Origin of the sequence: Clostridium estertheticum, from assembly GCF_011065935.2 — a bacterium.
GTDB lineage: Bacteria > Bacillota > Clostridia > Clostridiales > Clostridiaceae > Clostridium_AD > Clostridium_AD estertheticum_A.
This window is the reverse complement of sequence record NZ_JAAMNH020000001.1, coordinates 4,646,606-4,662,375: the sequence shown is the minus strand read 5'-3', so window position 1 is coordinate 4,662,375 and position 15,770 is coordinate 4,646,606. Positions and strand designations below refer to the sequence as shown.

Here is a 15,770-nt window from a genome sequence, read left to right as displayed (position 1 = left end):
CAACAATTAGGAGGGTTCTTATGAGAAAAGGTATAATTGCAGGTAATTGGAAGATGAATAAAACTGTTGGTGAAGCTGTAAGTTTAATTGAGGAAATAAAGCCTTTAGTTAAAGATGCACAATGTGAAGTTGTAGTTTGCCCTACATTTTTATGTTTAGATGCAGTAATAAAAGTAGCTAAGGGATCAAATATAAAAGTAGGAGCTCAAAACATGCATTTTGAAGAAAATGGTGCTTTTACAGGTGAAGTTTCACCAGGAATGTTAAAAGATATGGGCGTTGATTATGTTATAATTGGCCATAGTGAAAGAAGACAGTATTTCAATGAGACAGACGAAAGTGTAAACAAGAAGCTTAAAGCTGCTTATAATCATAGTATTTCGCCTATACTTTGTATGGGAGAAACACTTGCACAAAGAGAATCAAATATTACAGAAAAAGTCCTAGATAATCAAATAAAATTAGATTTAGCAGGACTTACAAGAGAGCAAGTGGAAAAATTGGTTATAGCTTATGAACCAATATGGGCAATAGGAACAGGAAAAACTGCAACTGCAGATGAAGCTAATGAGACAATTGGATTTATAAGAAAAACTGTTGGAGCAATGTTTGGATCTGATGTTTCAGAAAAACTTAGAATCCAATATGGTGGTTCAGTTAAACCATCAACTATAAGTGAACAAATGGGTAAATCAGATATAGATGGTGGATTAATTGGAGGAGCTAGTCTTAAAGCAGAAGACTTTGCAGGAATAGTAAACTATTAAAATATAAATAAACAGATATATATTAGAAACAAAGCGGGTGGGAGGAACAAAAATGCCAAAGAAACCAGTAATGCTAATGATTTTAGATGGATTTGGATTATCAGACCATTTAGATGGCAATGCAGTAGTATCAGCAAACAAACCAAACTATGATGAAATATTAAAAAAATATCCAACTACAAAATTAAATGCAAGTGGTCTGGAGGTAGGACTTCCAGAGGGCCAGATGGGAAACTCAGAAGTAGGTCATTTAAACATAGGTTCTGGTAGAATTATATACCAAGAGCTTACAAGAATAACAAAAGAAATTAAGGAAGGAAACTTCTTTAAAAACCCTGCTTTTAATAGTGCAATAGATAAAGCTATTGAGGCAAATTCTTCAATACATCTTTTAGGATTATTGTCTGACGGAGGAGTTCACTCCCATATTAATCATTTAAAGGCACTATTAAAACTTGCCAAGGATAAAGGCGCTAAAAAGGTTTATGTGCATGCTTTCTTAGATGGTAGGGATGTACAACCAGGTTCAGCGCTAGAATACATAGCAGACCTAGAAGAATATATGAAGGAAATAGGTCTTGGAAAAATTGCTACTGTAAGTGGTAGATACTATGCTATGGATAGAGACAAGAGATGGGAAAGAGTTAAGCTTGCATATGATGCTATGGTCTTATCTAAAGGCGAAGAGAACACCTCGGCAATAGAAGCAGTTAAACGTGCTTTCCATGATAATAAGACAGATGAATTTGTTCTTCCAACGGTTATAATGGAGAACAATAAACCAGTATCAGCTATAAAAAATAAGGATAGTGTTATATTCTTTAATTTTAGACCAGACAGGGCTCGCGAAATTACTAGAGCAATAAATGACAAAGTATTCCTTGGTTTTGAAAGAGAAACACTAAATTTAAACTATGTATGTACTACTCAATATGATTTGTCACTAGAAAATGTTGCTGTGGCATACACACCGGAAGGTTTCACCAATACATTGGGAGAATATGTTAGCAAAATGGGCAAAAACCAGTTAAGAATAGCTGAAACTGAAAAATATGCGCATGTTACATTCTTCTTTAATGGAGGGGTTGAAGCTCCAAATGCCAATGAAGATAGAGCTTTAATTCCATCGCCTAAAGTAGCTACTTATGATTTAAAGCCAGAAATGAGTGCATATGAGGTTACTGAGGAATTATTAAAAAGGCTAGATACAAATAAGTATGACATGATTATACTTAACTTTGCTAATCCAGATATGGTAGGGCATACAGGTGATTTCGAAGCTGCTAAAAAAGCTATAGAAGCAGTGGATGTATGTCTTGGGAAAATTGTCAAGAATGTTCTTGGTAAAGATGGTAGCATATTTATAACTGCAGACCATGGAAACTCAGAGCAAATGATTGACTTTTCGTCAGGAAAGCCTATGACAGCACATACTACAAATTTAGTTCCCTTTACCTATGTTTCAAACCATAGTAAAGGACTAAAGGATAACGGCATATTGGCGGATATGGCACCTACAATGCTTTCAGTTATGGGTCTACCTGTACCTAAAGAAATGACAGGAAAATCACTAATCATAGATTAATTTTAAAAAAACCAAAGCTGATTATTTAATTAAGTGAAAAATAAATGAGATTATTATATTATCTAAGTTAAACAAATATTTTCAAAGACTAATGGATTATCCTATTAACTTAGAAAATAATAACATAAAAAAAATTGGAGGTATGAGTATATGAAAAACTATATTGAAATTATTGATGTTTACGCAAGACAAATTTTAGATTCAAGGGCATTTCCAACTGTTGAGGTTGAAGTTACCCTGGAAGATGGAACAGTAGCAAGAGCTGCAGTGCCATCAGGCGCTTCTACAGGTATGTTTGAAGCCGTAGAACTCAGAGATGGTGACAAAGATATATATAACGGAAAAGGAGTTTTGAAAGCTGTTGATAATGTAAATGATCTAATAGCTGAAGAGCTAATTGGAATGAACGTATATGATCAAATAGCTATAGATAAAGCAATGATTGCTCTTGATGGAACAGACAATAAGAGCAAACTTGGTGCTAATGCAACACTTGGAGTTTCCCTAGCTTGTGCTAGAGCTGCGGCTGAATCATTAGGACTAGGACTTTATCAATATATTGGCGGAGTAAACGCTAAAGTTTTACCAGTTCCAATGATGAACATTATAAATGGTGGAAGCCATGCAGACAATAATGTAGACTTACAAGAGTTTATGATTATGCCAGTTGGAGCAACTTCTTTTAGCGAAGCATTAAGAATGAGCGCAGAAGTTTACCATTCATTAAAAGCATTGTTAAAATCTAAGGGACTCGCAACTGGTGTTGGCGATGAAGGTGGATTTGCTCCAGACTTATCATCAAATGAAGAGGCTATAAAGATTATAATAGAAGCTATAGAAAAAGCTGGATATGTTCCAGGAAAAGATATCTATATAGCTCTTGACCCAGCAGCTTCTGAATTCTTCGAAGATGGAACATACAACTTAGCTTCAGAAGGAAGAATACTTACTCCAGAGCAAATGGCTGACTACTATGTAGAGCTAGTTAACAAATACCCAATAATTTCTATAGAAGATGGAATGGCTGAAGAAGATTGGGAAGGTTGGAAATACCTAACTGATAAAATAGGAGATAGAATTCAATTAGTTGGAGACGATTTATTTGTAACTAACACAGATAGATTGAAAATGGGAATTGAAAGAAAAACTGCAAATTCAATTCTTATAAAATTAAACCAAATAGGAACACTCACTGAAACATTAAATGCTATAGAAATGGCTGAAAGAGCTGGATTTACAGCAGTAGTTTCTCATAGATCAGGAGAAACAGAAGATACTTCAATAGCTGATTTAGTTGTAGCTGTGAATGCAGGACAAATTAAAACTGGTGCACCAGCTAGAACTGAAAGAGTTGCTAAATATAATCAACTATTAAGAATAGAAGAAGAATTAGAAGATATGGCTGAATACAGAGGACTAAAAGCATTCTATAACATCAAAAGGTAATTAGTATAAAATGAGAGTATAGTCTATATAGGCTATACTCTTACATTTTACTTTGAATTGTGTGGATATTTAAATGAAATTGTGTTAGAATAAACTAAAAATATAATAATATAAAGTATAATATATTGTAGGGCGAGTATGTTAATTACAATCCATTGTAAGCTCTCCTAGAGTATGTTAAAATAATCATGTATTCAATAAATGGGGGGTGTTCACATGCATAGTTTTCTAGTAGTTTTACAGGTTATAATTTCAATAGTTATAATTGTCACAGTTATGATGCAACCTAGTAAATCGAATGGATTAAGTGGTCTTATAGCAGGAAGTTCAGATACTTTTTTTGCTAAAAATAAAACTAAAACTGCAGAATCAGTTTTAGCACGAATTACAGCAATTTCAGCAGTCTTTTTTATTGTAATTACTGTTATGTTAAATTTAGTTAAATAATATAATTTTGTAAATCACAGTTAGGCACATTCAAATAAATATTTTGGTTCTGCAGCAGTTTATTTAAATAATTTTTAATAAACTGCATTTTTTTATTTCACAGGAAATTATAAATCACTTGAATTAAACAAAAATACTTGTAGAACATATAATTTTCGGATTTTTTTAAATTTTAATAGTATAAATGTAATATAAATGTTAAAATTGTCTAAAGTAATCAATGATTATTAGAGGTGAAGGATGATGAGTGAATATAGTTCTAAATTAGAAAGTAAAGATATGGATTTTCTTTTTGATGGTATTTTAAGCCTGCAAAATAAGGAAGAGTGTTATAGATTTTTTGAGGATATATGCACTATAAATGAAATTCAGGCATTTGAGCAAAGACTTCAAGTAGCAAAAATGTTAGCAGAAAAAAGGACCTATCTGGATATAGCTAGTACTACAGGAGCAAGTACTGCCACAATAAGTAGAATAAATAGAGCATTAAACTATGGTAGTGATGGGTATAAACTTATATTAGAACGTTTGAAATTAAAAAAGTAAGTATATTATTTTCATTTGCCACACAGATAAGGATAAAAAGAGACGGTTAACATATATTTACTTAGTTTAACTAACGTTAAAGGAGTGAACATAATTAACCGTCTCTATTTTTAAAATTGTTTAAGTTTACACACATTGTGATATAATTAAAGGTATGTTTGGTGCAAATAAACAAATATTATACTAACTTATTATTTGTTTATTTGCACCTTGAGTGAAATCTAAGTAATGCTAGATGTATCTAGTATTAATATAATATATAAGGAGTGTTTTTATGGATTTAGAAAGTTTGTTAAACAAAGAGCAGTGCGAAGCTGCAATAACAGTGGATGGGCCACTACTAATACTAGCGGGTGCAGGCTCTGGAAAAACTAGAGTCTTAACGTATAGGATTGCCCATATGATTCAAGATTTAAATATATATCCCTCACAAATTTTAGCCATAACTTTCACTAATAAAGCGGCTGGCGAAATGAAGGATAGAGTGCGTGCGCTTGTAGGTAATGTAGCAGATAATATGTGGATTTCAACCTTCCACTCTAGTTGTGTTAGGATACTTAGGCGTGAAATAGATAAACTAGGATATAATAAGAACTTTACCATTTATGATAGCTATGATCAAAAAAGTTTGATTAAACAGTGTATGAAAGAACTTGGTACAAATGAAAAGGATCTAACAGATTCAGAAATTCTAAACAAGATATCAAATGCTAAAAATGAACTGATTACTCCAGAAATGTATAAAAAAGAAAATGAACATGATTTTAGAAAAAATAAAGTTGCTGATATATATGTTCTTTATCAAAAAAAATTAAAAGGTAATAATGCACTAGATTTTGATGATTTAATTTTTAAAGCTGTGGAACTCCTTAAAAATAATAAGGAAGTTTTAGATTTTTACCATAAAAAATTCAGATATATTATGGTAGATGAGTATCAGGATACAAATAAGGCGCAGTATATGCTTATAAAGCTTTTGGTAGATGAAAAGGAAAATATATGCGTAGTTGGAGATGATGACCAATGCATCTACGCATGGAGGGGTGCTGATGTCACCAATATCTTAGATTTTGAAAAAGATTATCCAAGGGCAAAAGTGGTTAAACTTGAGCAAAATTATAGGTCTTATGGGAATATACTAACAGCAGCTAATGATGTTATAAAAAATAATTCTCAAAGAAAAGATAAGGCACTAAGAACTGAGAAAGACAATGGAGACAAAATTAATTTATATAGAGCATTTTCAGATAGAGATGAGGCAAATTTTGTAGCAAGTCAGATTAAGTCAATTATGCAAGAGGAAAATAAGAGTTTTAAGGATTTTGCAATTTTATATAGGATGAATTCCCAATCTCGTATTTTTGAGGAGAGCTTTAGGAAAACTTTAATTCCATATAGAATAGTAGGAGGATTAAAGTTCTATGATAGAAAAGAAATAAAGGATATAATGGCATATTTAAAGCTTATGAATAATCCTCTTGACGATATTGCATTAAAAAGAATTATAAACGTACCTAAAAGAAATATAGGTGATGCAACTATTCAAAAGATTCAAGAGTTTGCAACTGAAATAGATCAATGTTTGTACAGTGCTATTCTAGATGTGGAGTATATACCGTCGCTGACCACTAGGAATACATCATCTATAAGCAAGTTTGTTAGTCTTATGAATAGTTTTATGGCTAAAAAGGAAGAGGTCACTGTATCACAATTAATTAAGTCTATTTTAAGTGATACAGGATATTTAAAGCAATTGGAAACATCTAAGGAACCAGAAGATGAAAGCAGGGTAGAAAATATAAAGGAATTAGTATCAGATGCTGTAGAATTTGAAAGAACTTCAGAGGATAAATCACTTTTAGCATTCTTAGAAGGGGTTAGTTTAGGTTCAAGTGCAGAGAATTCTGAGAATACTGAGGAAATTGTAGATACCGCAGCAATGATGACTGTACATAGTGCAAAAGGCTTAGAGTTTCCAGTGGTATTCATGGTTGGTATGGAAAATGGCATATTCCCAGGTATGTCTTCCTTTAACAATTTCACAGAAATGGAAGAGTCAAGGCGTCTATGCTATGTTGCAATAACACGGGCAGAAGAGAAGCTTTATATAACATCTGCAGAGAGTAGAATGGTATTTGGAAGAACTGTTGGGTATGCACCTTCTGATTTTATAAGTGAAATCTCAGAAGACTTAAAAGAAATTGTTGGGGGAAATAAAAATAGGACTGTACAGGTGTTAAGAAGAAACAACACTAAGGCGCCACAAAAGTTTAACCCTCATGGGCTCATGAGCTCAAATGGTGCAGAGAGTGCTGCCACAACACAAAATAACCTATCAGTTACGGCGCAAGGTAGCGATTTAAGACAGCAAAGTATAAAAAGTGAAGCTACGGTAGGTAGAAAAGTTAAACATGGTAAATTTGGAGTAGGCACCATTGTATCAATATCAAGCTCAAATGGTGACACCTTGATTTCAATAGCCTTTGATAATATGGGAATAAAAAAGTTGGTATTAGATAAAGCACCTATAGAAATGTTATAAAACATGTTCCATAAAATAACTAGTGAGTATGCTAGTTATTTTATTTGGGATAACTAATATTGTGGGTTAGATTTCGTGGGAAAGGGTGTAGATTTTATGGATATTAGTGAGGATAATAATGTGATGAATGTAGAAGATAGAATTAACGAAATTAAAAAGATAATTAAATACCATAGTGATAGATATTACAATGAAGATAATGCAGAAATATCAGATTATGAATACGATCAATTAATGCTTACGCTTAAAACAATAGAGGAAGAACATCCAGAACTTGTAACATTAGATTCCCCAACTCAAACAGTAGGTGGAATTGCAAAAAGAAAAGCTGGAGTATTAGTAAAACATAATGTCCCAATGCTCAGTTTGCAAGATGTATTTACAAAAGAAGATGTCTATGCTTACGTAAATAAAATGATTGAAGAACTGGAGGATCCAACCTTTGTTGTTGAACTTAAAATTGATGGTTTGTCAATGTCCCTACGTTATGTAGAGGGTGAATTAACAGTAGCTGTGACTCGCGGTGATGGAATCATTCAAGGTGAGGATGTAACTGAAAATGCTAAAGTAATTAAGGATGTTGTACGGAAACTGAAAGAGAAAGTTCCATACCTAGAGCTTCGTGGTGAAGTATATATGTCTACTGTTGCCTTTGACAAGGTTAATGAGAAGCAAGAGTTATTAGAGAAAAAGATATTTGCCAATCCAAGGAACTGTGCAGCAGGAACACTCAGACAGTTAGATAGTAAAATAACAAAGGAAAGAGAATTATCTCTATTTATTTTTAATGTTCAAGATACCAAAGGAATTGAATTTGAAACACATACGGAAAGTTATGAATGGTTAAAAAAGCAAGGTGTAAAAGTTATTGAGAATTATGTAAAATGTAAAACAGCTGATGAAGTATGGAATGCTATCCAGACTATTGGAGAGGAAAGAGGTACCTTAGCATATGATATTGACGGAGTTGTTATTAAAATTAATAACTTGGAAGATAGAAAGGAACTTGGAAATACTTCAAAGGTTCCAAAATGGGCTATAGCTTATAAATTTCCTCCAGAAGAAAAAGAAACAAAATTAATCGATATTGAAGTATCAGTAGGAAGAACCGGTAGAATTACTCCTACAGCAATATTTGAGCCGATTCGTTTATGCGGAACATCTGTATCTAGAGCAATCCTGCACAACCAAGATTTTATCGATGATTTAGATATAAGGATTGGAGATATAATTGTTGTATACAAATCAGGAGAGATTATTCCAAAGATTAAATCTGTAGTGAAAGAAAAACGCGCTGGCGAATTAAATAGATTTAAGCTTCCTGGCATTTGTCCGGTATGTGCAGCACCTACTGTACGTGAAAAAGATACTGCTGACATCAAATGTATAAATCCTAATTGTTTGGCGCAATTAGAAAGACACATTATTAATTTTGTTGGTCGGAATGCTATGGATATAAAAGGGTTTGGCACGGCGTATATTAAGGAACTTATTCGTATGGAGTATATAAAAGATATTGCGGATATATATTCACTGTTTAATTATCGCGAGGAACTTATCCAGCAAGGTATAATAGGAAAAGAAAAGAATACAGATAAGTTACTAGAAGCTATAAACAAATCAAAGAGTAATGAAGCACAAAAACTTCTTACGGGCCTTGGAATTCCTAATATTGGGAAGGTGGCAGCGAAAAGTATAATGAAGCATTACAAATCTATTGAAGATTTGAAAAATACATCTTTAGAAGATTTACAAAACGTATCGGATATAGGTGAAATAAGTGCATTGTGTATACTGAAATTTTTTAAAGATAAAAAAAACTGTGAAATAATAGATAGATTAAAAGAATATGGCGTTAATATGGCTGTAGAGGGCTCTAGTATCGAAGACAATGTGTTTGATGGATTAACTTTCGTTGTAACTGGAACACTGACGTCTATGGGGCGAGAGGAAGCTACAGTGATGATAGAGAATCATGGAGGAAAAGTATCGGGTTCTGTTTCAAGTAAAACCAGTTACGTATTAGCAGGAGAGAATGCCGGAAGTAAGCTTACAAAAGCTCAAGAACTCGGAATTGCAGTTATATCTGAAGAGGAATTAGTAAATATGTTAAAATAGATAAAAATAAAGTGGACCAATGGATATATAGAATAAAGAAAAAGACGCCATATGACGTCTTTTTTTATGTTATGATTCCAATATTTCAATATCTTTTTTAGAACATGCTATATTTTCATGGGTTAAAGATAATTTAGAGGTGTTTTGTATAAGCTTCTCCATTAAATAATTTTTATATCTTAACTGGTTATATACTTTAATTAATAAAATGAAACCCCATATTCCAATAAATATAAAAGTTAACATGGCACATATAGCAATTATTTGAATAGTCAAGGTTAGCATAAAAAATTCCCCCTATATACCTTTAAATACGTAAATTATGTAAATATATTATAGCATAATCAAAGTACAAAAAGCTAACACAATAAGAAAGTATAAAACTTTTACTGCGTGACTTGAAAAGGAATTAAAACAAGAATTTTAATTCAAAATTTTTTCTTAGATTATGCTAAAACGAAAAGTATATATTGCTAGAATGCTTTCACGTCGCCAAGTAATTCTAAACTAATTTTATTGAAAGATACTAAAAAGTGCAAACTCGCTGTACGCTCAAACATTCCTCCTGACTTCCTCCACTGTAAAAGACCGCCACCGATGGAGTTAGGAGAGTTGTCAATATTTTTATTGTAAATTTGATTACTTCACACATGAAAGGTTAATACTTTTAATAAGACCCATATTGGAGGTGAATTATGAAAAAGTTATTATGTATAATATTAATTTTTATGATGATGTTAACTAGTGGATGTGTTGAGAAGAAAGTTAAGCCAACAACTTCTAGAAAATTTTTAGTATATAACGTGGGAGAATTGCCTTCAGATTTGTTAATGCTAAATAGTGATAATGTGAGACAAAAAGATTTGTTATTGGCTTTATTTGAAGGTTTGGTCCGTGAAGATAAATATGGCGAAATAGTACCTGCTATGGCAGAAAGTTATGAAATTTCAGCTGATAAAATTGGGTATACCTTTAAATTAAGAAAAGACCTTCATTATAGCGATGGAAGGTCTATAAAAGCTATAGATTTTGTAAGGTTTTTTCACAACATCCTATTAGAAAAGGATAATATTTTTGCTGAGCAATTATATTGTATATTTGGAGCTAAGGATTTTAGAATGGGAAAAGTAACGTTCGATAAAGTCGCTATTGTAGCAAAGGATGATTTAACCTTAGAGATAAGGCTAAATAGTCCCAATGAATATTTTAAAAATATTCTTAGCAATCCAGTTTTCACCTTAAGGGAAACTAGTATTAATAAGAGAAATTGGAAGGATAGCTACTACGATATTCAATACAGCGGTCCATTTATTATAAAAGGGATAAATAAAGATGGAGAAATATCACTATTAAAGAATGAAAAGTATTGGAGGGCTCATGAAATTGTTAGCAGTGAAATGCTGTTTACGTCTATAAAGGATGAAGAAAAAACACTAGCAGACTTTGAAACCACTGGGTCTAGTGATACCTCAAAAATTGATGTATTTGTTAGTCCGCCAATAAGTGAAGGAAACACTCTTAGTATGGAAAAGAAAACTATAACTATTCCTACAAACAGTATGTATTATTTAACTTTTAATTTAAACACTAGTGGTTCAGTAAAAGACAACAATTTTAGAAATGCAATTAGTGCAATAATATCTAAGGAATTTATTATACAAACTATATCAAAAGATTTGGCAGTTGCAGCAATAAATTATACGACTTCTAGCATAACTAATGATAATAGTGGTAAATTAATTTTTGATGTGTTTGGGAATAAGGATAAAGGTACAAAATATTTAAAAGAATATTTAAAGATTAACAACTATGAAAAAGAACCAGAATTAATTATAGTATATGAAAATAAAGACCTTGATAATAGGATAGTAAGGGAAATGGCTAAAAACATTAAACAAAATTTAGATGAAGTAGCTAAAAATATCAAAGGTCATTTCGATGAAAAGGATTATTTAAATGTAAATGTAGTTTGCAAAGGCTATGAAAAAGATGAACTTAATAAGGTCATAAAGCAGGGAGATTATAATATCTTATTCTCGAAAATTGATGAAGAATATGGAGATGTATTTAAATTTTTTTCAAGGTGGACATCAAGTTCAAGTTATAATGTTTATGGTTATAAGAATTTAGTATATGATAAAATAATTGAAAGTGCGCTAAAGGAGAAGGATAAAAAAAATAAAATAAAACTTTATAATGAAGCTCAAGAAATACTAGCAAAAGATTTGCCCTGCATACCTATATTTATAGCTAATACAGTTATTTGTAAAAAAGAAAATGTTAAAGATGTATATAGTACTAAAGGTGGGAACTTGATACTTGATTATGCTTATAAAGAGGATAATACAGTTGCAAAATAATTTCAATTATGATCTAAGAGGTTTTTCTTATATTATGCTATAACGAAAAGTATAAATCCAATGAAGAAATGAATACCATATATTTGGATATGAAAAAGATAAATATTTTAAATTATCCTGAAAACTTTAATCCAAAGAGTAATATAATGCAAACACCTTTTCAAACTTATTCTATAAAAATTGTTATTGATGGTAAAGAAAAAAATATCTATTGGAAAGATGAAAATGTGTCTAAAACTAAAGAGGCTATGCAATTGAGAGAACTATTTAAGAAAATTGAAGAGATAATAATAAACAAAGAAGAATATAAGAAGTTACCCCCAGCAAATGGAGGTTATGATTAGAAATCCTTTTATTCAATATCAATTTAAGGAGATTAAATATGCTAATATGCCCCAAATGCGAAGCTGAATACGAAGAAGGATATACAGTTTGTAGTGATTGTGGAGGCCAACTAATTGAAAAACCTGAAGTTTCAGAAGAGATTATTAAAGAAAAGTTAGATTTAAAAGTATTTCAATTTATTATTGGGATTTTAATAATTTTATTTTCAACTATCATTTCTTTTAAGTTAACATCAATGTATTTCCTTCCAAATGGCTATGGTGAATTTAGTATGGAACAATTTCTTTGGATGCAAAATGCTTATCACTATTCCTTTTTAATAATCGGAATCGTTATTTGTTTACCTTGTATTATATGCTGGTGTAAAAGTAATAAAAAGTAAATTAAAACTAAATATAAAAACACAGCCTAAAAGTTGTATTCAACTCAGGCTGTGTTTCTCTGTGAGTATATACTTAAAATAAATGTAAGGGATAGGCGATAAATGGATATCCCTTATATTTACTCAAATAATAGCCTAACAGATTTAGTATTATTTATTTCGGAAAAATATTGTTAAGAAGAATATAAACATATTCTTGCTGCTATCAAAAGATGATTTAGGTTGTTTAAATGTATCTTTTCGTCTATTATAAACCACACTTTTAATGAAGATAGAAGCAAGTTCATTATTTTCAGGTGTGCCTATAGTAGGCATTCTAAAATTTTCATCTTGAAGCAAGTCTTCTGATTTTAGTGAAAAGTTTCTGTAATGCTCCGTACTATCTAAAGAAGGTGAATCAGGCCAACTTAAAACTATACCTGAGTCTATTATTTGATGTTTAAAAATGTCTTGAAGCATGTAAGAATCCTCTTCCGTATTATTAAAATCTGAATATGTGATTAAGCTATACATATATAGTAAGAGCTCATCACAAGTGTAGTTTATCTCTTTATCATTACTTTCCTTTAGCAATAGTCCCTTTTCACTTTCATATAATTTTGTAAGTTTTTCATATAAATCATCACTAGTAGCTTTAAATTTGTGTAATGATGTTTTATTATATAAAAGAATACAATTTATAAAAAGCATACAAGAATAGTCCAATTTAGCATTAACAATTATAGAGGGCTTAGTATTATATTGGTCTATAAGCAAGTCTGAAAAATCTAGCAATAAATTTTCGCATTTTTCTGAGCCGGAGTATTTGTAAAATACGTTTAAGGCAAAGCATATCTTATTGAGTTCCTCAAAAGAAACATTATAAATTTCTTCTTTATATTGAGTAAACATATCTAGGATGTCCAGAGCGAATTTTTCATATTCATATTCATGTTTGTCTGTATCATAAGAACAATATTTGTAGTAAGCGGCCATCATAAGTGCTTGATCAGAGAATTTGAATTTATTGTTTTTATTTTCAAAATTAAATTCTTGGTTCATAGGATCAGTTAAATCCACTTTATCAACAAAGAGACCATCCTTATTTCGAAAATAAGAAGCATAGAATTCTAACTGTTCTTTGCATAGTTTAAGGTACAAAGGGCTTAAAGCATATTTAGAATCATCAATATGCTTAAAGCTACTATAATAGTCTACAAGTTCTAATAGAGATAAAGTCATGAACGCATTACTATTAATGGTTATTTCTTTTTTTACCTTGTTTTCATTCCAAATTAACGTGCCATCTTGCGACTTTAATTTAGCATCTGCTTTTTTGTAAATACATAAAAGTGGAGAATTTAAATTAATTGTGTTAATATCAATCTTAGAAAAAGATTTAGATTTTAAATCTCGTGCGGGAATATATATCCCACATTTGGAGTCGAAAACTATATCTTTTAATGATTCTTTTGATAAGTAGAAGAATTGATTTTTTATGTTATTTTTGTTTAATGTATTGATTCTTAAAAAAGGTCCTATAAATTTCAAAATACCACCGCCATAAATTAATCCTTATATAGATAATATGATTAAAGTTGTTAAAATGTGCTAGTTTTATAAAATTAGAAAGGAAGAATTTATATGAAAGTTGGAAAACTAAATTGGGATGATTTAAAACAGATAATAGACAATAATAAAAGTGTTGTTCGTGATGACGTAAGAATTAGAAGTGGAATAGGGGAAGACTGTAGTGTCATAAATTTTGGAGAATATGAGTGTGTCGTTTCTACAGACCCAATAACGGGAGCGGATAAAAATATAGGTAAATTGGCAGTTAATATAAACTGTAACGACATAGCTTCTTGTGGAGTTGAGCCTGTAGGTATTTTAGTTACAATTCTTGTTCCTCCTACATCGACTCTAGAAGATATAAAAAATATTATGAGTGAAATTGATGAAGAAACAAAAAAACTGAACGTGGAAATATTAGGTGGGCACACTGAGGTTACAGAAGCTGTGAATAGAATAGTAGTCTCCTGTACAGCAATAGGTAAAGGAAAAGCATGTGGCGCCGTGGCAACTTCAGGGGCAAAGCTAGGAGATGAAATTGTTGTTACCAAACTATTGTGTATGGAAGGAACCTCAATTATAGTAAATGATTATTTAGATAGGGTATCCGATGTTTTAACCACTAAGGAAGTAGAAGTAGCAAAAGATTATATTAATGGTATTAGTGTGGTTAATGAAGGCCGTATAGCCGGAGAGTTTGGTGTTAATTCTATGCATGATATAACAGAAGGTGGAGTGCTAGGAGCCTTGTGGGAGGTTGCAGAGGCTAGTAATTTAGGCTTTAAGGTGTATAACAGTAAAATGCCAATTAGTGATATTACAATTAAAATCTGTGAAAGACTAAATATTGATCCTTTGAAATTTATATCTTCAGGGAGCATGTTAATAACTGCAACCTGTGGAAAAAAACTAGTCGAGGAATTAATTAGTAAAGGAATATCAGCTACAGTAATAGGAAATATAACTGAGTCTAGAGGTATATTAGTAATAGATGAAATGGAAAAAGACGTTTTGCCACCTACCAGAGATGAGTTATTTAGTATATAATTATTTCTAATTAGAGAAGAAAAAGGAGGATAAAAATGAAGAAATTAATAGTTGCTAGTAATAATGATCATAAAATTAAAGAGATAAAGGAAATGCTATCACAATTTCCATTTGAAGTCTTGTCGCTAAAAGAAGCCAATCTTAATATTGAAGTTGAGGAAACTGGAAGTACTTTCATGGATAATGCAGAAATAAAGGCTACTGAAATTTATAAAATAGCAAATAGAGAAATGGTGCTTGCGGATGACTCAGGTTTATCAGTGGAATCATTAAATGGTGATCCAGGGGTTTTTTCAGCTAGGTTTGCGGGTGCTCATGGAAATACTAAAGCAAATAACGAAAAATTATTATATCTTTTAGAGGGTGAAAGCGAGGCTCAAAGGAAAGCTAAATTCATTTGCGCAATGGTGCTTATAGTGAATGAAGATGAAATAATAAAGGTGCAAGGGGAGGTAGAGGGAATAATTACAGCTGAATTTAGAGGGGAAGAAGGCTTTGGATATGACCCACTATTTTTTGTTAAAGAATTCAACAAAACTTTTGCGCAGATGAGTACTGGGGAGAAAAATTCTATTAGCCATAGGGGAAGAGCACTAAATAAATTAAAAAGTGAACTTGAAAAATTAATATAGGG

Annotated in this window: 14 protein-coding genes; 12 read left to right on the top strand and 2 right to left on the bottom strand. The window is 31.3% G+C overall.

The window, feature by feature from the left end:
- Nucleotides 1-20: 20 nt before the first annotated feature.
- The 7 genes from tpiA (at nt 21) to ligA (ending at nt 9,451) form a co-directional block, all read left to right on the top strand.
- Nucleotides 21-767, top strand: coding sequence for a triose-phosphate isomerase (tpiA, locus tag G9F72_RS22235; RefSeq protein WP_164959010.1), 747 nt, complete (start codon nt 21-23; stop codon nt 765-767).
- A 52-nt stretch (nt 768-819) separates the two neighbouring features.
- Nucleotides 820-2,352, top strand: a complete 1,533-nt coding sequence (gene gpmI / locus G9F72_RS22230; protein WP_164959009.1) for a 2,3-bisphosphoglycerate-independent phosphoglycerate mutase — start codon at nt 820-822, stop codon at nt 2,350-2,352.
- Between the two features lie 150 nt (nt 2,353-2,502).
- Nucleotides 2,503-3,798, top strand: a complete 1,296-nt coding sequence (gene eno, locus G9F72_RS22225; protein ID WP_164959008.1) for a phosphopyruvate hydratase — start codon at nt 2,503-2,505, stop codon at nt 3,796-3,798.
- Nucleotides 3,799-4,014: 216 nt separating this feature from the next.
- Nucleotides 4,015-4,245 (top strand): preprotein translocase subunit SecG, encoded by a 231-nt coding sequence (secG, locus tag G9F72_RS22220; protein WP_164959007.1) that lies wholly within the window; start codon nt 4,015-4,017, stop codon nt 4,243-4,245.
- 243 nt (nt 4,246-4,488) lie between these two features.
- Nucleotides 4,489-4,791, top strand: a complete 303-nt coding sequence (locus G9F72_RS22215) for a YerC/YecD family TrpR-related protein (RefSeq protein ID WP_164959006.1) — start codon at nt 4,489-4,491, stop codon at nt 4,789-4,791.
- Nucleotides 4,792-5,065: 274 nt separating this feature from the next.
- A complete protein-coding gene (pcrA, locus tag G9F72_RS22210) occupies nt 5,066-7,333 on the top strand; it encodes a DNA helicase PcrA (protein WP_164959005.1) in 2,268 nt (755 codons plus the stop codon).
- 123 nt (nt 7,334-7,456) lie between these two features.
- Nucleotides 7,457-9,451, top strand: coding sequence for an NAD-dependent DNA ligase LigA (ligA, locus tag G9F72_RS22205; protein ID WP_164959091.1), 1,995 nt, complete (start codon nt 7,457-7,459; stop codon nt 9,449-9,451).
- A 69-nt stretch (nt 9,452-9,520) separates the two neighbouring features.
- On the opposite strand, the gene G9F72_RS22200 is transcribed toward ligA, so the two are convergent.
- Nucleotides 9,521-9,736 (bottom strand): hypothetical protein, encoded by a 216-nt coding sequence (locus tag G9F72_RS22200; RefSeq protein WP_164959004.1) that lies wholly within the window; start codon nt 9,734-9,736, stop codon nt 9,521-9,523.
- A gap of 410 nt (nt 9,737-10,146) precedes the next feature.
- Here G9F72_RS22200 and G9F72_RS22195 point away from each other — a divergent pair, with 410 nt between their 5' ends.
- From G9F72_RS22195 to G9F72_RS22185, 3 genes are all read left to right on the top strand, one after another.
- On the top strand, nt 10,147-11,811 hold the full coding sequence (locus G9F72_RS22195; RefSeq protein ID WP_164959003.1) for a peptide ABC transporter substrate-binding protein: 1,665 nt from the start codon (nt 10,147-10,149) through the stop codon (nt 11,809-11,811).
- Between the two features lie 89 nt (nt 11,812-11,900).
- Entirely contained in the window at nt 11,901-12,155 is a 255-nt protein-coding gene (locus G9F72_RS22190) for a hypothetical protein (protein ID WP_224676216.1), read from the top strand.
- 38 nt (nt 12,156-12,193) lie between these two features.
- Entirely contained in the window at nt 12,194-12,538 is a 345-nt protein-coding gene (locus G9F72_RS22185; protein ID WP_164959001.1) for a hypothetical protein, read from the top strand.
- Between the two features lie 150 nt (nt 12,539-12,688).
- Here G9F72_RS22185 and G9F72_RS22180 read toward each other — a convergent pair whose 3' ends face one another.
- Nucleotides 12,689-14,068 carry a hypothetical protein gene (locus G9F72_RS22180; RefSeq protein WP_224676215.1) on the bottom strand — a complete coding sequence of 460 codons (1,380 nt, stop codon included), beginning with the start codon at nt 14,066-14,068 and terminating at the stop codon, nt 12,689-12,691.
- A gap of 93 nt (nt 14,069-14,161) precedes the next feature.
- On the opposite strand from G9F72_RS22180, the gene G9F72_RS22175 reads away from it, so the two are divergent.
- Together G9F72_RS22175 and G9F72_RS22170 are read left to right on the top strand one after the other, a co-directional pair.
- The gene (locus G9F72_RS22175) at nt 14,162-15,136 is read left to right on the top strand and encodes an AIR synthase family protein (protein ID WP_164959000.1); all 975 of its coding nucleotides are present in this window, start codon (nt 14,162-14,164) and stop codon (nt 15,134-15,136) included.
- 35 nt (nt 15,137-15,171) lie between these two features.
- Complete coding sequence (locus G9F72_RS22170; protein WP_164958999.1) at nt 15,172-15,768, top strand: XTP/dITP diphosphatase; 597 nt, start codon at nt 15,172-15,174, stop codon at nt 15,766-15,768.
- Nucleotides 15,769-15,770 lie beyond the last annotated feature (2 nt).

Coding starts and splice junctions, on each gene's coding strand:
- G9F72_RS22175 (WP_164959000.1), top strand. CDS start 14,162: ATGAAAGTTGGAAAACTAAATTGGGATGATTTAAAACAGATAATAGAC.
- G9F72_RS22200 (WP_164959004.1), bottom strand. CDS start 9,736: ATGCTAACCTTGACTATTCAAATAATTGCTATATGTGCCATGTTAACT.
- gpmI (WP_164959009.1), top strand. CDS start 820: ATGCCAAAGAAACCAGTAATGCTAATGATTTTAGATGGATTTGGATTA.
- G9F72_RS22215 (WP_164959006.1), top strand. CDS start 4,489: ATGAGTGAATATAGTTCTAAATTAGAAAGTAAAGATATGGATTTTCTT.
- G9F72_RS22195 (WP_164959003.1), top strand. CDS start 10,147: ATGAAAAAGTTATTATGTATAATATTAATTTTTATGATGATGTTAACT.
- ligA (WP_164959091.1), top strand. CDS start 7,457: ATGAATGTAGAAGATAGAATTAACGAAATTAAAAAGATAATTAAATAC.
- G9F72_RS22170 (WP_164958999.1), top strand. CDS start 15,172: ATGAAGAAATTAATAGTTGCTAGTAATAATGATCATAAAATTAAAGAG.
- secG (WP_164959007.1), top strand. CDS start 4,015: ATGCATAGTTTTCTAGTAGTTTTACAGGTTATAATTTCAATAGTTATA.
- G9F72_RS22190 (WP_224676216.1), top strand. CDS start 11,901: ATGAAAAAGATAAATATTTTAAATTATCCTGAAAACTTTAATCCAAAG.
- pcrA (WP_164959005.1), top strand. CDS start 5,066: ATGGATTTAGAAAGTTTGTTAAACAAAGAGCAGTGCGAAGCTGCAATA.
- eno (WP_164959008.1), top strand. CDS start 2,503: ATGAAAAACTATATTGAAATTATTGATGTTTACGCAAGACAAATTTTA.
- tpiA (WP_164959010.1), top strand. CDS start 21: ATGAGAAAAGGTATAATTGCAGGTAATTGGAAGATGAATAAAACTGTT.
- G9F72_RS22185 (WP_164959001.1), top strand. CDS start 12,194: ATGCTAATATGCCCCAAATGCGAAGCTGAATACGAAGAAGGATATACA.